This is a genomic window from Enterobacter cloacae complex sp. (assembly GCF_900322725.1).
Lineage (GTDB): Bacteria > Pseudomonadota > Gammaproteobacteria > Enterobacterales > Enterobacteriaceae > Enterobacter > Enterobacter quasihormaechei.
Window position 1 is genome coordinate 789,437 of record NZ_LT991957.1, and the last position, 19,507, is coordinate 808,943.

Annotated in this window: 18 protein-coding genes; 3 read left to right on the forward strand and 15 right to left on the reverse strand. The window is 57.3% G+C overall.

The annotated features are described in order from the left end of the window. Nucleotides 1-40 precede the first annotated feature (40 nt). The 5 genes from glnB to purL form a co-directional block, all read right to left on the reverse strand. The gene (gene glnB / locus DBR02_RS04115; RefSeq protein ID WP_003860685.1) at nt 41-379 is read right to left on the reverse strand and encodes a nitrogen regulatory protein P-II; all 339 of its coding nucleotides are present in this window, start codon (nt 377-379) and stop codon (nt 41-43) included. Nucleotides 380-459: 80 nt separating this feature from the next. Further along, nucleotides 460-1,797, reverse strand: a complete 1,338-nt coding sequence (gene glrR / locus DBR02_RS04120) for a two-component system response regulator GlrR (protein ID WP_063450531.1) — start codon at nt 1,795-1,797, stop codon at nt 460-462. Next, a complete protein-coding gene (qseG, locus tag DBR02_RS04125) occupies nt 1,794-2,546 on the reverse strand; it encodes a two-component system QseEF-associated lipoprotein QseG (protein ID WP_107533532.1) in 753 nt (250 codons plus the stop codon). The genes glrR and qseG overlap by 4 nt, the downstream gene beginning before the upstream one ends. Beyond that, complete coding sequence (qseE, locus tag DBR02_RS04130; protein ID WP_107535613.1) at nt 2,543-3,976, reverse strand: two component system sensor histidine kinase QseE/GlrK; 1,434 nt, start codon at nt 3,974-3,976, stop codon at nt 2,543-2,545. Before qseE ends, qseG begins: the two co-directional genes overlap by 4 nt. A gap of 532 nt (nt 3,977-4,508) precedes the next feature. Then, the gene (purL, locus tag DBR02_RS04135; protein ID WP_107533533.1) at nt 4,509-8,396 is read right to left on the reverse strand and encodes a phosphoribosylformylglycinamidine synthase; all 3,888 of its coding nucleotides are present in this window, start codon (nt 8,394-8,396) and stop codon (nt 4,509-4,511) included. A 267-nt stretch (nt 8,397-8,663) separates the two neighbouring features. On the opposite strand from purL, the gene mltF reads away from it, so the two are divergent. Then, entirely contained in the window at nt 8,664-10,214 is a 1,551-nt protein-coding gene (mltF, locus tag DBR02_RS04145; RefSeq protein WP_107533534.1) for a membrane-bound lytic murein transglycosylase MltF, read from the forward strand. Here mltF and tadA read toward each other — a convergent pair. From tadA to murQ, 4 genes are read right to left on the reverse strand one after another with little or no spacing between them, the layout of a single operon-like run. Next, complete coding sequence (tadA, locus tag DBR02_RS04150) at nt 10,102-10,641, reverse strand: tRNA adenosine(34) deaminase TadA (protein WP_022651606.1); 540 nt, start codon at nt 10,639-10,641, stop codon at nt 10,102-10,104. The genes mltF and tadA overlap by 113 nt on opposite strands. A 24-nt stretch (nt 10,642-10,665) precedes the next feature. Then, on the reverse strand, nt 10,666-11,301 hold the full coding sequence (gene yfhb / locus DBR02_RS04155) for a phosphatidylglycerophosphatase C (RefSeq protein ID WP_107533535.1): 636 nt from the start codon (nt 11,299-11,301) through the stop codon (nt 10,666-10,668). Between the two features lie 3 nt (nt 11,302-11,304). Then, nucleotides 11,305-12,669, reverse strand: coding sequence for a PTS transporter subunit EIIC (locus DBR02_RS04160; RefSeq protein ID WP_107533536.1), 1,365 nt, complete (start codon nt 12,667-12,669; stop codon nt 11,305-11,307). Between the two features lie 9 nt (nt 12,670-12,678). Next, nucleotides 12,679-13,575 carry an N-acetylmuramic acid 6-phosphate etherase gene (gene murQ, locus DBR02_RS04165; protein WP_063450539.1) on the reverse strand — a complete coding sequence of 299 codons (897 nt, stop codon included), beginning with the start codon at nt 13,573-13,575 and terminating at the stop codon, nt 12,679-12,681. A 118-nt stretch (nt 13,576-13,693) separates the two neighbouring features. On the opposite strand from murQ, the gene DBR02_RS04170 reads away from it, so the two are divergent. Together DBR02_RS04170 and DBR02_RS04175 are read left to right on the forward strand one after the other, a co-directional pair. Then, nucleotides 13,694-14,542: a MurR/RpiR family transcriptional regulator gene (locus DBR02_RS04170; protein WP_063450540.1), complete on the forward strand. Its 849-nt coding sequence runs from the start codon at nt 13,694-13,696 to the stop codon at nt 14,540-14,542. 56 nt (nt 14,543-14,598) lie between these two features. After that, the gene (locus DBR02_RS04175; protein ID WP_023300734.1) at nt 14,599-14,859 is read left to right on the forward strand and encodes a YfhL family 4Fe-4S dicluster ferredoxin; all 261 of its coding nucleotides are present in this window, start codon (nt 14,599-14,601) and stop codon (nt 14,857-14,859) included. Here DBR02_RS04175 and acpS read toward each other — a convergent pair. The 6 genes from acpS to lepB form a co-directional block, all read right to left on the reverse strand. Next, the gene (acpS, locus tag DBR02_RS04180; protein WP_063867967.1) at nt 14,856-15,236 is read right to left on the reverse strand and encodes a holo-ACP synthase; all 381 of its coding nucleotides are present in this window, start codon (nt 15,234-15,236) and stop codon (nt 14,856-14,858) included. The two genes, DBR02_RS04175 and acpS, sit on opposite strands and share 4 nt — an antisense overlap. Continuing rightward, on the reverse strand, nt 15,236-15,967 hold the full coding sequence (pdxJ, locus tag DBR02_RS04185; protein ID WP_107533537.1) for a pyridoxine 5'-phosphate synthase: 732 nt from the start codon (nt 15,965-15,967) through the stop codon (nt 15,236-15,238). The genes acpS and pdxJ overlap by 1 nt, the downstream gene beginning before the upstream one ends. Before the next feature lie 33 nt (nt 15,968-16,000). After that, nucleotides 16,001-16,708 (reverse strand): DNA repair protein RecO, encoded by a 708-nt coding sequence (gene recO / locus DBR02_RS04190; RefSeq protein ID WP_107533538.1) that lies wholly within the window; start codon nt 16,706-16,708, stop codon nt 16,001-16,003. A gap of 17 nt (nt 16,709-16,725) precedes the next feature. After that, on the reverse strand, nt 16,726-17,631 hold the full coding sequence (era, locus tag DBR02_RS04195) for a GTPase Era (protein ID WP_107533539.1): 906 nt from the start codon (nt 17,629-17,631) through the stop codon (nt 16,726-16,728). Further along, nucleotides 17,628-18,308, reverse strand: coding sequence for a ribonuclease III (gene rnc, locus DBR02_RS04200; RefSeq protein ID WP_003860711.1), 681 nt, complete (start codon nt 18,306-18,308; stop codon nt 17,628-17,630). Before rnc ends, era begins: the two co-directional genes overlap by 4 nt. Before the next feature lie 223 nt (nt 18,309-18,531). Further along, nucleotides 18,532-19,506 carry a signal peptidase I gene (lepB, locus tag DBR02_RS04210; protein ID WP_063867958.1) on the reverse strand — a complete coding sequence of 325 codons (975 nt, stop codon included), beginning with the start codon at nt 19,504-19,506 and terminating at the stop codon, nt 18,532-18,534. Nucleotide 19,507 lies beyond the last annotated feature (1 nt).

Genomic DNA, 19,507 nt, shown 5'->3' on the forward strand with positions numbered 1-19,507 from the left:
TTTGTAGGCCGGGTAAGCGCAGCGCCACCCGGCAAGCGTGTTAAATCGCCGCGTCGTCTTCTTCGCCGGTACGGATACGGATCACGCGCGCCACGTCAAAGACGAAGATTTTCCCGTCGCCAATTTTGCCGGTCTGTGCCGTGCGGATAATGGTATCTACACAGGTATCGACGATGTCATCGCTCACCACGATCTCGATTTTCACCTTCGGCAGAAAGTCCACCATGTACTCAGCGCCACGGTACAGCTCGGTGTGGCCCTTCTGACGACCAAAACCTTTCACTTCAGTTACGGTCATCCCGGTGATGCCCACTTCAGCCAGCGCTTCACGTACATCATCCAGTTTGAAAGGTTTAATAATCGCATCAATTTTTTTCATGGTCGGTCCTTAAACTCTTGCCTGTAAGCTGCCTCGTAATCGGTTGCTCACAGTATCATATTCAGGCGGATTTTGCGGTACTACTCTTTAAAATCGTTCGCTTCCAGCTCGTGGCGTGAGAGGAGTTTATAGAACTCGGTACGGTTACGCCCGGCCATGCGCGCCGCGTGGGTCACGTTGCCTTTGGTGATTTGCAGCAGCTTGCGCAGATAGTTCAGCTCGAACTGATTTCGCGCTTCCGCAAACGTCGGTAAGGCCGTGTTTTCCCCTTCCAGCGCCTGCTCCACCAGCGCATCGCTGATCACGGGCGATGAGGTCAGCGCCACGCACTGCTCAATCACGTTCACCAGCTGACGCACGTTGCCCGGCCAGCTTGCCGTCATCAGGCGCTTCATCGCATCGGTGGAGAACGCGCGCACAAACGGTTTGTGGCGGTCTGCGGCCTGGCGCAAAAGATGGTTTGCCAGCAGCGGAATATCTTCCGCCCGCTCGGCCAGCGCCGGAATTTTCAGGTTGACGACATTCAGTCGGTAGTAGAGATCTTCGCGGAACTCGTTGCGCGCCATCGCCTTGGGTAAATCACGGTGGGTGGCGGAAATAATACGCACGTTGATGTCGATATCGCGGTTGCTGCCGAGCGGACGCACTTTTCGCTCCTGCAACACGCGCAGCAGTTTGACCTGCAACGGCGCGGGCATATCGCCAATTTCATCGAGAAACAGCGTGCCGCCCTCAGCCGCCTGGAATAGCCCTTCACGGCTGCTCACCGCGCCGGTAAAGGCGCCGCGGGCGTGACCAAAGAGCTCAGACTCAAGCAGCTGTTCCGGCAACGCGCCACAGTTGATGGCGATAAAAGCATTTTTACTGCGCGGGCTGGCGTTGTGGATCGCCTGGGCGAGGATCTCTTTCCCGGTCCCGCTCTGGCCGTTGATCAGCACGCTAACGTCTGATTGCGCCACCATCCGCGCCTGTTCCAGCAGGCGCAGCATAACCGGGCTACGCGTCACGATGGATTCACGCCAGGCGTCGTCGCCGGAGGGCGCCGCGTGCTCAAGGGCGCTGTCGATCGCTTTGTAGAGGGCGTCTTTATCCACCGGTTTGGTGAGGAAGCTGAACACGCCCTGCTGCGTCGCGGCCACCGCATCCGGAATGGATCCGTGTGCGGTGAGGATAATCACTGGCATCCCGGGCTGCTGCTTCTGGATCTCCGCGAACAGTTGCAGGCCGTCCATTTCATCCATGCGTAAATCGCTGATCACCAGATCGATTTTTTCACGGCTGAGCACTTTCAGCCCCTCCTGCCCGCTTTCAGCGGTGACCACGCTGTAGCCTTCGCTGACCAGACGCATCCCCAACAGCTTTAATAAACCGGGATCGTCATCCACCAGTAACAGATGGGCAGGTTTACGGCTTGTCATGGCTTCACATCCTCTTGTTTCGGCGTCTCACCGTCTGGCATCGTGGCAGAGTTACCTTTCGACCCGTCGGGCAGATAGCTGCCTGCCGGCTTACGCGTCGAGAGCTGTCTCTCGATATCGGTCAGATTCTCAAGCTTGCGCGTGGTGGTATCAAGCTGCTCGCGCAGCGACTCCTGCTGCTGGCGCAGCGCATCAAGCTCGCTGTCGCTCGACTGCTGCAATTTGCTGTAGCGGAAACGCTCTTCAGACAGCTGTAATTGCAGGGTTTGTCCGTCCCGCCAGAGCTGATAGACCGGGCGCACCTGCGAGGGAATATTGATTACGTAAGTATCGAGCCGCGTCACGTTGGCGCGGCGTTCGACGGGGGTGATTCTGGCATCGGCCATTACGATCCCACGTTTAAACGCGTCCTGCCAGGTGTCGTCCACCAGCATCGCCGCCTGCGCACGGGCCTCGGCGGGGGCCAGACGCTGGGCGCAGTCTATTCCCCGCAGCCAGAACAGCGGGTTGGATTCGACATCGTGCCCCGACAGGCTCCAGATATCATCGCAACGTGTTGAAAGGAAGTCGGCCAGCTGTTTTTGCGGCCATTTATCTTCCTGTTTGTGGCTAATTGCACTTTTTGGTGCATGGGTGACACAGCCTGCCAGCAGCAGGCAGGGCAGGCTCAGGCGCATATTTTTGCTGGAAAACACCGCGCGCAGTGCGCGATAAAAGACGTGTGACATACTCACCAGGTTGTTATTCATTTCATTGATTTTTCCGGCTCAAGAGGCAGTTCGATACGAAAACAGACATCGGCGCGTTCATCACTCACGATGTTAAGCTCACCCTGCATGCGTCGTATGCAGTCGCGGGCAATACTCAGCCCCAGACCACTTCCTTTTACCGCACCTTTTCGCTGATGACTTCCCTGGAAGAAGGGTTCAAAGATCATCGTTTTTTCATCATCCGGAATCGGGCTTCCCGTATTCGCTACGTCAATAAATACCCGCGAACCGTTGTTATTGCTTCTGATATAAATGGTACCGGATTCAGTACCATAGTGCACCGCATTGGAATAAAGATTATCCAGCACGCTCATCAACAGCATCGGTTCTGCAAGACAGGCTGGCGCATTGAGATCCACCTGGGTATGCATCATTTTAGCTCTTGCTGGCAGGCTATGGGCGGAGATAACCATATCCACCAGCGGTTCTATTTCAACGCTCTCGAGCACCACAGCACCATCCGCCAGCTTGCGGTTATAGTCCAGCAATTGTTCGATAAGTTTCTGTAAATTGCGGCTGCTGGCATCCAGGATCGCCACGATCTCTTTTTGCTCAGGCGTTAACGGCCCCGCCACTTCGTCGGCCAGCAGCTCCGTACCTTCACGCATGCTGGCCAGCGGTGTTTTGAGTTCGTGTGAGATATGGCGCAGAAACTGGTGACGCTGGGATTCCAGCCACGCCAGACGCTCTGAAAGCCAGATAATGCGCTGGCCGACCGAGCGCAGCTCGCGCGGGCCTTTAAAAACGACGGTATCCCCGAGGGATTTGCCCTCTCCGAGGCGGTTAATCATCCGCTGGATCCCCTTCACGGGGCCGATGATCATGCGGGTAAAGAGCAGCACCAGCCCCAGGCTGACCAGAAACAGCACCAGCGCCTGCCAGCCAAAGAACTGGCCGCGCTCGGCAATCTCCTGCTGGAGCTGCTGCCCGCGGGAAAAGATTACCGTACGGGTGGACTGAACCATCTCCGTGTTGGCATTCGCGAAGGCTTCAAGCCGTGCAGCGGCGGCGGCATCAGGACCGCTGTTTTTGCACTGGAGCTGCGCCAGATCGTTCAGATCCTGACGCAGCGCCTGATAGAGTTTGTCATCCGGCAGCACCCCGGCATGGGCGTCCAGCATTTCGCTGTAGCGTTTACGCTGATTCTGATACACCCTTTCCAGCGTGCGGTCGTCCAGCACACAGTACTGGCGATAGCTACGCTCCATCTCCAGCGCGGCGTTGGTCATCGCCTCGCTACGGCGGGCATCAATAAGCGTGGTGCGGTTAGTCAACGCCGCCTGGGCACTTAACGCGTTCAGGCTTTGCCAGGCCTGCCAGGCCAGCACCAGCAAAGGTAGCAGGATCAGCAGGAAGGCCATCATAACGAGCTGTCGCAGGGAGCGAGGGAAAGCGGGCCAGCGTTTCAACACATTACTCTCTTCATCCGGGTTTGAAGAGAGCGTAACTGAGTCTGCCCTTCAGATACAACAAAGCCGGGTAAAAACCCGGCTTTGTCATGGAATAAGGCGGTGCCTAACTCGACGTTTCGCCCTGGCCTGATAAAGCATTGCAATAATCAGTAGTTGGACGGCAGGCACCTTTTTGTGCGTCATTCGAAGTTTATGTAGCACGTCCCGAAGGGGCTGACATAAGAAGGTGAATGAGCCACTGACTACTGTAATGCAACTCGCGTGCCAGAATGCAAAACAATCGATTATCTTTATGATTAAAAAAGATTTTATTACATAAGTGTATTGAAAGCGGCGTAAATGATTTCCAGCCTAAGTGTCGCTATTAAGCAACACCTTAACGGGAACTTGTCATGTCATATATAAATCAATAAGTTAAATGTCTCTTTTTGGAGACACTCAAACCGGAGGATTGTCGCGATTTTGCGACAGGTATAAAAAAGCCCGGTGGCGCTCACGCTTACCGGGCCTACAGGTAGTACGCTAAACCTTAACCCAACTGTTTACGCGCGTTGCGGAAAATGCGCATCCACGGGCTATCCTCGCCCCAGTTTTCCGGGTGCCAGGAGTTGCTCACGGTACGGAAGACTCGCTCCGGGTGCGGCATCATGATCGTTACGCGACCGCTTTCGCTGGTGACCGCAGTAATACCATTTGCCGAACCGTTCGGGTTAGCCGGATAGGTTTCGGTGACCTTACCGAAGTTATCAACGAAGCGCAGCGCCACCAGCCCTTTGCTTTCAAGCTGAGCCAGATGCGCCGCATCGCGCACTTCAACCTGACCTTCACCGTGCGACACCGCGATTGGCATCTGAGACCCCACCATCCCCTGCAACAGCAGAGACGGGCTTTGGGTCACTTCTACCAGGCTGAAGCGCGCTTCGAAGCGGTCAGACTGGTTGCGCACAAAGCGCGGCCAGGCTTCACTGCCCGGGATCAGCTCGCGCAGGTTAGACATCATCTGGCAGCCGTTACAGACGCCCAGCGCCAGCGTCTGCGGGCGATGGAAAAAGGTCTCGAACTCGTCACGCACGCGGCTGTTGAACAGGATGGACTTCGCCCAGCCTTCGCCCGCGCCCAGCACGTCGCCGTAGGAGAAACCGCCGCAGGCCACCAGCGCCTGGAAATCATCCAGACCGGTACGTCCCGCCAGCAGGTCGCTCATGTGAACATCAATGGCGTCGAAGCCCGCCCGGTGGAAGGCCGCCGCCATCTCAACGTGGGAGTTAACGCCCTGCTCGCGCAGCACGGCCACTTTCGGACGCGCGCCGGTCGCAATGTACGGTGCGGCAATGTCTTCGTTGATGTCGAAGGAGAGCTTCACGTTCAGGCCTGGATCCTGATCATTGGCCTTCGCGTTATGTTCCTGATCGGCGCATTCCGGATTGTCGCGCAGGCGCTGCATCTGCCAGGTGGTTTCCGCCCACCACATACGCAGCGTGGTACGGCTTTCGCTGAACACCGCGTGGCCGTCGGCTTCAATCACGAAGCGGTCACCCTGCACTGCTTTCCCCAGGTAGTGCACGCAGTCTGCCAGACCGTGCTTCGCAAGGAGAGCTTCCACCGCCTCGCGGTCTGCGGCGCGGACCTGAATCACCGCGCCCAGCTCTTCGTTAAACAGCGCTGCCAGGCGGTCTTCGCCAAGAGCGCCAATGTTCGCTTCCACGCCGCAGTGGCCGGTGAAGGCCATCTCTGCCAGGGTGACCAGCAGGCCACCGTCGGAGCGGTCGTGGTAGGCCAGCAGCTTGCGCTGTGCCACCAGCGCCTGGATCGCGTCGTAGAAGCCTTTTAGCTGGGCGACGTCACGCACGTCGGCTGGCTTATCGCCGAGCTGACGGTAAACCTGCGCCAGCGCGGTTGCGCCCAGTGCGTTATGGCCTTTGCCGAGGTCAATCAGCAGCAGGGCGTTATCTTCGGTCGCCAGCTGCGGCGTAACGGTCTGGCGTACGTCTTCCACGCGGGCAAACGCGGTGATCACCAGCGACAGCGGAGAGGTCATCTCGCGCTGCTCGTTACCCTCCTGCCAGCGGGTTTTCATCGACATGGAGTCTTTACCCACCGGAATGGTCAGGCCGAGTGCAGGACACAGCTCTTCGCCCACCGCTTTCACCGCTTCATACAGGCCTGCATCTTCACCCGGGTGACCGGCAGCGGCCATCCAGTTCGCGGAAAGCTTGATGCGTTTAATATCACCAATCTGCGTGGCGGCAATGTTGGTCAGCGCTTCACCAACGGCCAGTCGCGCAGAGGCGGCGAAGTCCAGCAGCGCCACCGGCGTACGTTCGCCCAGCGCCATCGCTTCGCCGTAGTAGCTGTCGAGGCTCGCGGTGGTCACGGCGCAGTTAGCGACCGGGATCTGCCACGGGCCGACCATCTGATCGCGCGACACCATACCGGTTACGGTACGGTCGCCGATGGTGACCAGGAACGTTTTCTCTGCCACGGCCGGGAGGTGCAGTACGCGATTCACCGCGTCCGCAACGGTAATGCCCTGGCGGTCCAGCGCTTTGCCCGCCGCTTTGCGGGTGGTGACGTCGCGGGTCATCTTCGGCGTTTTGCCGAGCAGCACGTCCAGCGGCAGATCGATCGGCTGGTTGTCAAAGTGGGTATCGCTCAAGGAGAGGTGCTGCTCTTCGGTCGCTTCACCGATGACGGCATAGGGCGCGCGCTCGCGGCGGCACAGCTCGTCAAACAGCGGCAGCTGATCGGCGGCCACCGCCAGCACGTAGCGCTCCTGGGATTCGTTACACCAGATTTCCAGCGGGCTCATGCCCGGCTCGTCGCTCAGGATGTCGCGCAGGTTGAAACGGCCGCCGCGACCCCCGTCGCTCACCAGCTCCGGCATGGCGTTGGACAGGCCGCCCGCGCCCACGTCGTGGATGAACAGAATCGGGTTGGCGTCACCGAGCTGCCAGCAGCGGTCGATGACTTCCTGACAGCGACGCTCCATCTCCGGGTTGTCGCGCTGCACGGAGGCGAAATCGAGATCCGCATCAGACTGGCCGGAAGCCATAGACGAGGCTGCACCACCGCCCAGACCGATGTTCATGGCCGGACCGCCGAGCACGATCAGCTTCGCGCCGACGACGATCTCACCTTTCTGCACGTGATCGGCGCGAATGTTGCCGATCCCGCCCGCCAGCATGATCGGTTTGTGGTAGCCGCGCAGCTCTTCGCCGTTGTGGCTGTCCACTTTCTCTTCATAGGTACGGAAGTAGCCGTTCAGCGCCGGACGACCAAATTCGTTGTTGAATGCCGCGCCGCCCAGCGGGCCTTCGGTCATGATATCCAGCGCGGTCACGATGCGCTCTGGCTTGCCGAAATCTTCTTCCCACGGCTGTTCAAAGCCCGGGATACGCAGGTTGGAAACGGAGAAACCGACCAGACCCGCTTTTGGTTTAGCGCCGCGACCCGTTGCACCTTCGTCACGGATTTCACCGCCGGAACCGGTCGCCGCACCCGGCCACGGCGAGATTGCCGTCGGGTGGTTGTGGGTTTCCACTTTCATCAGGATATGCGCAGGCTCCTGATGGAAGTCATAACGCCCCGCTTCGCGGTCGGCGAAGAAGCGGCCCACCTCGGAACCTTCCATTACCGCGGCGTTGTCCTTATAGGCAGACAGCACATGGTCAGGGGTTTGCTCCATGGTGTTTTTGATCATTTTGAACAGCGACTTCGGCTGCAGTTCGCCGTCGATAATCCAGTCGGCGTTGAAAATCTTGTGACGGCAGTGCTCAGAGTTGGCCTGCGCGAACATATACAGTTCGATGTCGTTCGGGTTGCGGTTCAGCTTAACGAATGCATCCTGAAGGTAGTCAATTTCATCTTCTGCGAGTGCCAGACCCAGACGCAGGTTTGCGTCGATCAGCGCCTGACGCCCCTGCCCCAGCAGGTCTACGCTCTGTACCGGCGCAGGCTGATGGTGGGAAAACAGCTTCTGCGCCTCATCCAGAGAGGCAAACACGCTCTCCATCATGCGGTCGTGCAGCTCTGCCGCAACGGCCTGCCACTGCGCGTCGCTCAGGGTCGACGCTTCCACATAGTACGCTACGCCGCGCTCCAGACGGTTAATCTGGCTCAGGCCGCAGTTGTGGGCGATATCCGTTGCTTTGGAAGACCAGGGGGAGATGGTGCCCGGACGTGGCGTGGCAAGGATCAGTTTGCCGGTCGGCGTATGGCTGCTCAGGCTTGGGCCATATTTAAGCAGGCGTTCCAGCTGTACGCGCTCCTCTGCATTCAGAGGGGCATTCAGGTCAGCAAAATGGACATACTCAGCGTAAATATTGCTTACCGGAAGGTCGGCCGCCTGAAAACGTGCCAGCAGTTTGTTAATACGGAAGGCAGACAGTGCAGGCGAACCACGCAGAATTTCCATCATAAGTCTCTCGTCTTCGAAGCGCCGGGGCGCTTACAGTGTGCGCAAGGGGGGAAAACGGGCGTCATTATAGAGAATCCTGAGCGCCGACGAAACCGTTTGCGTCGAAATAAAATCATCCATTATGTTTAACAATAGATGTGACCTGTCTCTCTAATTGGTTGCCAACTGGCGCTACTTTGCGCAAAATGCCGCTCAATCAATGGCAAACCCTATTCATAACATGACTACAGCACACTGAGGCATCCGGCGTCGCAGAGAATTAACTAATTGAAAAAATTAAAGATTAATTATCTGCTCATCGGCATTGTTACGTTGCTGCTGGCAGTGGCCCTCTGGCCTTCTATCCCCTGGTTCGGCAAAGCCGAGAACCGTATCGCCGCCATTCAGGAGCGGGGGGAGCTGCGCGTCAGTACCCTCTCTTCCCCGCTTATTTATGACGATATCAACGGTAAAACCATTGGGCTTGATTACGAACTCGCACGGCTGTTTGCAGACTATCTGGGCGTAAAGCTGAAGGTCACCGTGCGACAAAACATTAACCAGCTGTTTGACGACCTGGATCATAACCGCGCCGATATCCTTGCCGCCGGACTGGTATACAACACCGAGCGGAGCAAAAACTATCAGCCGGGCCCAACCTATTATTCCGTGTCGCAGCAGGTGGTTTACCGTGTGGGTAGCCTGCGCCCGCGCTCGCTGGCCGACATCACCGACCAGCAGTTAACCATCGCCCCCGGCCACGTGGTGATTGACGATCTGCGGGAATTAAAAGAGAAAAAATACCCGAACCTCAGCTGGAAGGTTGACCCGAAACTGGGCACCAACGCATTGCTGGAGCAGGTGAAGGATAAAAAGCTGGCCTATACCATTGCTGATTCGGTAGCGATCAGCCTCTTCCAGCGCGTTCATCCTGAAATCGCCGTGGCGCTGGATGTGACCGACGAACAGCCGGTAACCTGGTTTACCCCGCTAGACGACGATCAGACCGTTTCTGCGGCCATGCTCGATTTCTTTAATTCCATCAATGAAGACGGCACCCTGGCGCGTCTGGAAGAGAAATATCTCGGTCACGGTGACGATTTTGATTACGTGGACACCCGCACCTTCCTGCGCGCCGTGGACAGCGTGCTGCCGGAGCTGCAACCGCTGTTTGAGAAATACGCACAGGAAATTGACTGGAAGCTGCTGGCGGCGATTTCCTACCAGGAATCACACTGGGATGCTCAGGCCACCTCCCCGACGGGCGTGCGCGGGTTGATGATGCTGACCAAAAATACCGCCCAGAGCCTCGGCATCAGCGACCGGACCGATGCGGAACAGAGCATCAGCGGCGGCGCGCAGTATTTGCAGGATATGATGGCAAAAGTGCCGGAGACGGTCCCGGAAGGGGAGCGGATCTGGTTTGCGCTGGCCGCCTATAACATGGGCTATGCGCATATGCTCGACGCGCGCGCGCTGACGGCGAAAACAAAAGGTAATCCGGACAGCTGGTCTGATGTAAAACAGCGCCTGCCGCTGCTTAGCCAGAAACAGTGGTATAAAAAACTGACGTACGGCTATGCGCGCGGACATGAAGCGTATGCCTACGTGGAGAATATTCGTAAATATCAGATAAGCCTGGTGGGGTATTTGCTGGAGAAAGAAAAAGAGGCAACCGAGGCACAACAGCTGGCTGAAAGCTATCCGGTGGTCGCACCGGACGAGCTTAATCACCCTGCGGCTTCAATTCTGCCTTTTGTTGCTTTTTCTGCTGCCGACGCATTCGAAAAAAGTCACTTAACAGACCCGAACATTCTGGTGCAAGTACCCCACCGATAGTTTTCACCTGGTGGTTCATCCCCGGATGCCCAAGCACGTCCATCAGCGAGCCGGCAGCACCCGTCTTTTCATCCCGCGCGCCAAATACCAGCGTGCCGATTCGGCTGTGCACCATTGCCCCGGAGCACATCACGCACGGTTCAAGGGTGACGTAGAGGGTGGTATCAAGCAGGCGATAGTTTTGCAGCACCAGTCCGCCCTGACGAAGCGCCATGATTTCAGCATGCGCGGTGGGATCGTGGCGGCCAATAGGACGGTTCCACCCTTCTCCAATCACCTGATTGTTATGGACCAGCACCGCGCCCACGGGCACTTCGCCCTCTTCCCAGGCGCGCTGAGCCAGCGCCAGCGCGTGGCGCATCCAGTATTCATGATTGTGTTCAGGGTTGGACAAGGGCTGATACTCCAGTCGAAAAGCGGGCGGCATTATACACAGCCGTTATAGATAAGACTATTCGAGTTGCTGAAGTTCACCCAGAGGCGTGACGCGCCAGCGGTGCTGGCAAAAATAGAGCAGCGGGTTGTCCTGCTTGCTGTCGCTGTAGCCGCTGTACAGACGCAGCGGCGTGCCGATGCGTTTTTCCAGCTGAACCACTTTTTCATGCCCCAGGCAGCGCATCGTCAGGACCCAACCGCCGTAGCCGCGTGAAATTTGCGTAGCGATAAGATTTACGCGCTGTAGCCAGGGGGTATCAAAATAGACCTGCTCTACCAGCGTCTGCGGGGAGCCGGTAATCAGCCAGATATCGGCGTCGTTGGCGTCGAGGTAGCTGGTGAGGCGCGCCTGTACCACGGGAAACGCGGCCACGTGCCCGCGAAACCAGTGGGCAAAATCCTGCTCAAGCTGCTTAAGACGCGCTTCGCTATGACCAAACGTACATCCCCAGAGCAGCAGGCTCATCGGCCAGCGCGCTGCACGGCCTTTCACCAGCAGCGCGATGCCAATAACGGGTAACAGGGGCAATACCAGCAGCGCGTTAAGGGGCTGGCGCCGCAGCAGGTAGCGCATAAACGTGCCGAACATATCCTGCTGGTGCAGCGTTCCATCCAGATCGAAAAAAACAACGCGACGCTCGTGATTGGCCAAACCTTACTCCTCTGGGTCGTTGAATCCTAACAGCCAGGTAAACAGGAACCCGGCGATCACCGCTACCAGATAGCCTAACAGATAGAGCATGACTTTTCCGGTCACGATGGTTAATGCCAGCGGTAAACCGGAGATCCCAAAGGTGATAACGGTCGCCACTTTCCAGTAGCTGATCAGCGCCCCACCCACCGCACCGCCGAGGCAGGCGGCCAGGAACGGTTTACCCAGCGGCAGCGTAACGCCGAAAATCAGCGGCTCGCCGATACCGAGTAACCCGACCGGCAGCGCCCCTTTAATGACCTTTTTCAGACGTGCGTTGCGGGTTTTTATCAGTATCGCGATGGCCGCACCGACCTGCCCAACGCCCGCCATCGACAGGATCGGCAGCAGCGCGTTATAGCCGTGCGCCTGCACCAGTTCGACGTGAATCGGCACCATCCCCTGATGCAGACCGGTCAGGACTAACGGCAGGAAGGTTCCGGACAGTACGGCGCCTACCAGCAACCCGCCGCGATCGATAGCCAGTGACGCGCCGTGGGCGATGGCTTCCGAGATCCAGCCGCCCAGCGGTTGCAGAGCCACAATCGCCACGCTCCCGGTAATCAGCGTGGTCAGCAATGGGTTGAGGATCAGCTCAATCGAGCCGGGCAGTACCGCGCGCAGCTTTTTCTCGATCCAGCACATCAGGATCACCACCAGCAGCACGGCAATCACCCCACCTCGGCCAGGCTGAAGCGCCTCGCCAAACAGCGTAATTTGAGCCAGCTGCGGGCTGGAGAGGATCCCGGCCATCACGCCGCCCATCGCCAGCGAGCCGCCGAACACTTTGGCGGTATTCACCCCCACCAGAATGTTCATGATGGCAAACACCGCGCTGCCGAAAATGGCGAGAATGCCCAGCAGGTTCGGATACTGCGTGGCAAAATCCCCGACAATATCCGGACGCTTAAGGATATTGATAATCCCGGTGATCAGCCCCGACGCGATAAACGCCGGGATCAGCGGAATAAAGACGTTGGCCAGCTGGCGCAGCGCGTCGCTCATAGGGGCTTTATACCTGGCTTTCGCCTGCGCTTTGGTGCGTTCCGCGTCGTCAACGGCGTGAACCGTTTCCCCGCCCGTCATCAGAGCGCGCATGGCGTCAACCACCTGCGCCGCTTTGCCCGGGCCGACAATCAGCTGATGCTGTTGCCCCTGCTTAACGTACCCGCTCACGCCGGGAAGCTGCTTCAGGCGCGTGACATCGAGCTTGTCGTCGTTATGCACCTCGACGCGCACGCGCGTCATGCAGTTTTCCAGACGCTGAATATTGTTTTCCCCACCGATCCCGAGCAGGATGTCGCTGGCGAGCGCTGCTGTTTTGTCCATACACGCCTCTTATTCGTGTTCTAATGCCGCCCGTAAAAACCCGTGATGGGCATCGAGTCTGGCTCTGGCCGCGGCTGCATCCAGCCCGGTTAATATCATCAGAATGGCCGGTTTGACGTCGTGATCGGTCTGCTGAAGCACCTTTTCCGCCTCTTCACGCGCGGCGCCCGTCGCTTCCATCACCATGCGGCACGCTCTGTCCACCAGCTTGACGTTGGTCGCCTGCATGTCCACCATCAGGTTTTGGTAGACCTTGCCGAATTTCACCATCGCGCCGGTGGAGATCATATTGAGCACCAGCTTCTGCGCGGTACCCGACTTCAGACGCGTCGAGCCGGTTAACGCCTCGGGCCCAACGACAGGCGAGATGGCAATGTCCGCTACCTGCGCTATCGGCGAGCCGGGGTTGCAGGAGATGGCGACCGTGGTGCACCCGATCTTCCGGGCATATTCCAGCCCGCCAATGACGTACGGCGTACGCCCGGAAGCCGCCAGCCCGACCACCAGATCCTGCGCGGTCAGGTTCAGCGTCCTGAGGTCATCTTCCCCAAGCTGTTTATTATCTTCTGCTCCTTCCACCGCTTTCAGCAGCGCGCCAGGGCCGCCGGCAATCAGGCCCACAACCAGGCCGTGCGGAACGCCAAAGGTCGGCGGACACTCCGAGGCATCGAGCACGCCGAGGCGTCCGCTGGTTCCCGCCCCCATATAAATAATGCGTCCTCCGGCTTTCAGCGCGTCGGCAGCGGCGTCCACGGCTTTTGCTACCTCAGGCAATGTCTCTTTGACTGCCAGCGCGACGAGGGTATCCTGTTGATTAAAGCGGTTTACCAGCTCAAGCGTGGAGAGCGCGTCAAGATCCATGGTTTGCGGGTTACGCGTTTCAGAAACAAGAGAGCCTAGATTCATGTAATGTACCTCTGGAATTTTTAATTCATAATAAACGCACTATAATGGAATATAAAATTCATTCAGGCGAGCAAAATCCGTATTTGCGCAGGCAATCACATTTTCGCCAGGAGATCGTATGAACTGTTTAATTCGCATTCGTCAGCGCTACGCAGGCTTTGCCCAGAGTGACAAAAAGCTCGCGGATTTTTTACTCTCTCAGCCCGATCGCGCGCGGCACCTTAGCTCGCAGCAGCTGGCAGGCGAAGCCGGAGTGAGCCAGTCAAGCGTAGTGAAGTTTGCCCAGAAGATTGGGTTTAAGGGCTTTCCGGCGCTGAAGCTGGCCATCAGCGAAGCGCTGGTGAGCAACCCTAACCCGCAGTCTATGCCGGTGCATAACCAGATCCGCGGCGACGATCCGATGCGTCTGGTCGGTGAAAAGCTGATCAAAGAGAACGTGGCGGCAATGCACGCCACGCTGGACGTGAACACCGAAGAGAAGCTGCTGGAAAGCGTCGCCATGCTTCGCGACGCACGGCGCATTGTGTTGACCGGGATTGGGGCATCCGGGCTGGTGGCGCGTAACTTTGGCTGGAAGCTGACTAAAATCGGCTATAACGCCATCGTTGAGCAGGATATGCACGCGCTGCTGGCAACCGTTCAGGCGATGGATCCTGACGATGTGCTGCTGGCCATCTCCTATTCCGGCGAGCGCCGCGAGATAAATATGGCCACCGACGAAGCCCTGCGCGTGGGGGGGAAAATTTTGGCCATTACCGGCTTTAGCCCCAATGCGCTCCAGCAGCGGGCAACGCGCTGTCTGTATACCATTGCCGAGGAACAGGCCACTCGCAGCGCGGCTATTTCCTCAACAAGTGCGCAAATGATGTTAACGGATCTGCTGTTTATGGCGCTGGTTCAGCAGGATCTGGAGCGTGCGCCAGAGCGGATTCGCCACAGCGAAGAGCTGGTAAAAAAACTGGTCTGAGCACAAAATGCGCGTATAATGCCCGCCCTGTTTGTGATGTTTCTGAGAATTTCCCGATGGCGCTGTTAATCACTAAAAAATGCATCAACTGCGATATGTGCGAACCCGAATGCCCTAACCAGGCGATTTCGATGGGCGACAGCATTTATGAGATTAACAGCGACCGCTGCACCGAGTGCATCGGCCACTATGAAACGCCGACCTGCCAGAAGGTGTGCCCAATCCCCAATACGATCTTAAAAGATCCGGCACACGTCGAGAACGAAGAACAGCTGTGGGATAAGTTTGTCCTGATGCACCATGCGGACAAAATTTAACTCTCGATAATTACCGTTGCACAGGCATAGTGGCGTTCATCTGCCAGCGTTACGTGCATGTGCGCCACGCCCAGCGTTTCCGCCAGCTTAAGCGCCTCGCCCCATAAGCGCAGACGTGGTTTACCCAGCTCATCGTTAAAGACTTCAAACTGGTTAAACGCCAGGCCGTTACGAATGCCCGTGCCGAACGCTTTCGCCGCCGCCTCTTTTACCGCAAAACGCTTTGCCAGAAAGCGCACCGGCTGTTGATGCGCCTCCCAGATGGCCCATTCATTATCGCTCAGCACGCGTCTTGCCAGGCGATCGCCGCTGCGGGCGATCACCGCTTCGATGCGGGCTATTTCAACGATATCGGTACCTAAGCCCAGAATGGCCATTACTGACGTGCTTCCAGCATCAGGCGCTTCATCTCTGAAACCGCCTCTTTCAGGCCGCTCATTACCGCCCGGCCAATAATCGCGTGGCCGATGTTCAGCTCGTGCATTTCCGGCAGAGCAGCAATGGCCTTCACGTTGTGATAGGTCAGGCCGTGTCCGGCGTTAACCTTCAGGCCCAGACTGGCCGCGTAGGTTGCCGCTTTGGCAATACGCTCCAGCTCTTTAGCCTGTTCAGCGTCATTTTCAGCATCAGCATAGCAGCCGGTGTGAATTTCAATGTACGGCGCGCCCGCGTCGGCCGCGGCTTTAATCTGGCTGAAATCGGCGTCGATAAACAGGGAAACCAGGATACCGGCATCCGCCAGGCGTTTGCAGGCGTCGCGCATTTTGTCGAGCTGCCCCGCCACGTCCAGACCGCCTTCGGTCGTCACTTCCTGACGCTTTTCCGGCACCAGACAGCAGAAGTGCGGCTTCGTATCGCAGGCAATGGTCAGCATCTCTTCCGTTACCGCCATCTCCAGGTTCATGCGGGTATCCAGCGTCTGGCGCAGGATGCGCACGTCGCGATCGGTGATGTGGCGACGATCTTCACGCAGGTGGACGGTAATGCCGTCGGCGCCAGCCTGTTCAGCGATAAATGCCGCCTGAACCGGATCCGGATACGCGGTGCCGCGCGCGTTGCGCAGAGTGGCGATGTGGTCGATGTTGACGCCTAACAATAATTCAGCCATGACAATCCTCGGTTTTCTTTCTGATGCTGTGGTCTAAGGTTTCGGCATAAACTGCCTGAATAATTCGCGGCTCTTTAAGGGCTTGCCACCAAGATACGGCTTGAGCGCAATTCGGGTAAAGCGTTTTGCGGCGCGCAGAGTGTCGGCGTCCGGGAACTCGCGTTCATACAGTGCTCTGAGCTGGCGTCCGGTAAAGGTGCTGTTATCAACGACGACGCTGGCAATAAAGCCCTTTTCCTCACGATAGCGATAGGTCATGGTATCTTCTACCTCGTCCCCACTCCCCGCACAGTGCAGAAAATCGACGCCGTATCCAAGATGCCCGAGCAGCGCCAGCTCGAAACGACGCAGCGTAGGCTCAGGGGTGCCGGTTGCGCCAGCGAGCGACTGAATACAGTGCAGGTAATCGAAGAATAGTTCAGAGAAGCGGGTCTCATGTTCGAGCACCCGTGAGATGAGTTCGTTGACGTACAAACCGCTGTAGAGCGTAATGCCAGAAAGAGGAAGCGCCAGGGAGACGGCTTCAGCACTGCGCAGGGTTTTGACTTCCCCTCGCCCGCCAAAGCGAACCAGCAGCGGGGTAAAAGGCTGTAAGGCACCTTTGAGATTAGAACGTTTGGAACGTGCGCCTTTGGCAACAAGGCGCACGCGACCGGACTCTTCCGTGAAGACGTCCAGCATCAGGCTGGTTTCGCTCCAGGGACGACTATGCAGGACAAAGGCGCGCTGCCATCCATCCATATGCTCGCCGTCTTTGTTTACTGGTCTTCGCCGTAACCGAGGCTGCGCAGCGCACGCTCATCATCGGCCCAGCCAGATTTCACTTTCACCCACAGTTCCAGGTGAACCGGTGCTTCAAACATGTCCTGCATGTCTTTACGGGCTTCGATTCCGATAGTTTTGATCTTGGCGCCTTTATTGCCGATCACCATCTTCTTCTGACCTTCACGCTCAACGAGGATCAGACCATTGATGTCGTAACCGCCGCGCTCGTTCGACTGGAAACGCTCGATCTCAACCGTGACCGAGTACGGCAGCTCTGCGCCCAGGAAACGCATCAGCTTCTCGCGGATGATTTCAGAGGCCATAAAGCGCTGCGAGCGATCGGTGATGTAATCTTCCGGGAAGTGATGAGTCGCTTCTGGCAAGTGCTTACGTACGATGCCGGCAATGGTATCAACGTTCAGACCCGTTTCCGCAGACAGCGGAACGATGTCCAGGAAGTTCATCTGGCTGCCCAGCCACTGTAGGTGTGGCAGCAGATCGGCTTTTTCCTGCACGTTGTCCACTTTATTGACCGCGAGGATCACCGGCGTTTTGCCGTCGCGCAGCTTGTTCAGGACCATTTCGTCATCCGGCGTCCAGCGGGTGCCTTCCACAACGAAAATCACCAGCTCTACGTCGCCAATGGAGCTGCTCGCCGCCTTGTTCATCAGACGGTTGATGGCGCGCTTCTCCTCCATGTGCAGGCCCGGGGTATCGACGTAAATCGCCTGATACGCGCCTTCAGTATGGATACCAACGATGCGGTGACGCGTGGTCTGCGCCTTACGCGAGGTGATAGAAATCTTCTGCCCAAGCAGATTATTCAGCAGGGTGGATTTGCCAACGTTCGGACGTCCGACGATGGCAATAAATCCGCAATAGGTTGTGTCGATGCTCATTCCAGCTCCAGCATTTTTAACGCCTGTTCGGCGGCAGCCTGTTCAGCCTTACGACGGCTTGAACCCGTGCCGACCACCGGTTCACTCAGGCCACTGACCTGGCAATGGATGGTAAATTCCTGATCGTGCGCTTCGCCACGCACCTGCACCACCAGATAGGATGGCAGCGGGAGGTGACGACCCTGCAAATATTCTTGCAGACGCGTTTTCGGATCTTTTTGCTTATCGCCCGGGCTGATTTCGTCCAGACGGGTCTGATACCAGTTCAGGATCAGCTTTTCTACGGTCTGGATATCGCTGTCCAGGAACACGCCACCGATTAAGGCCTCGACCGTATCGGCAAGAATGGATTCACGACGGAACCCACCACTTTTCAGCTCACCTGGCCCCAGACGCAGACATTCACCCAGCTCAAACTCGCGTGCGATTTCAGCGAGGGTGTTGCCGCGCACCAGCGTGGCGCGCATGCGGCTCATATCACCTTCGTCCACACGCGGAAAACGATGATAAAGCGCATTCGCAATCACGAAGCTTAAAATAGAGTCGCCCAAAAACTCGAGACGCTCATTATGTTTGCTGCTGGCACTGCGATGGGTTAATGCCTGTTGCAACAACTCCTGATGATGAAAAGTGTAGCCCAGCTTCCGTTGAAGCCGATTAATTACGATGGGGTTCATGCGATACCAATAAATAAATGCGTCAAAAATGCAGCACACGAAACCGACCTGAGAAAACCAACGCGGTTTCGTGTGCCGTGGCACCCTTGCAGGGCCAACCTTAAACTTCGGGGGAATATTCTATACACAACGACAGGGGATGTCGTTAGTTCAAAGAGATTTATCGCTGAAATAATTCACGTAGCGGCTAATAAAAGCCGCTACGCGTTATTTTTCACGAAAATTAATGGATTCCGCCAATACGATTCAGGCGAACGCCGGTCGGCCACTCGCCTTCCTGCTTCTCGAAGCTCATCCAGATAGCGGTTGCTTTACCGACCAGATTCGCTTCCGGCACGAAGCCCCAGTAACGGCTGTCCGCGGAGTTATCGCGGTTATCACCCATCATGAAGTAGTGTCCCGGCGGCACAATCCAGGTCGCCAGCTGCTGGCCCGGCTGCTGGTAGTACATTGCCAGCTGGTCCTGCGCGATTGGTACGGTCAGAATGCGGTGAGTGACATCGCCCAGCGTCTCTTTGCGCTCAACCAGACGAATGCCGTTCTCTTTGGTTTCACCTTTTGGCACCTGGAAGAAACCGCTGGTCGCTTCACCGCCGTTACGACGGGCGAAGGTCTGCACAAAATCACTTGGCTCGACGTTGGAGTAAGTGATTGGCAGCGCATTTTCGCATGCAGTACCAGAGCGACAGCCAGGCTGAACGGTGACCTCTTTCGCCACCGGATCGTAGGTCACTTTATCGCCCGGTAAACCTACCGCGCGCTTAATATAGTCCAGGCGCGGATCGTCGGGATATTTAAACACCACGATGTCGCCACGTTTCGGATGACCCGTTTCGATCAGCGTTTTCTGGTAAATCGGATCTTTAATGCCATAGGCAAACTTCTCAACCAGGATAAAATCACCGATCAGCAGCGTTGGCATCATCGATCCTGACGGGATCTGGAACGGTTCATAGATAAATGAACGCACCACCAGCACAATCGCCAGCACCGGGAATACCGATGCCCCCGTTTCCAGCCAGCCCGGTTTAGGGCCAACTTTTTTTAGGGTCTTCGCGTCCAGCGCATCGTCAGTGGCTGCCTGCGCGGCAGCCTGACGTTCACGGCGTTTTGGGGCGAAGATAAACTTATCCAGGCACCACAGCAGGCCTGTCACCAGGGTAGCGATGACCAGGATCAGGGCAAACATGTTCGCCATG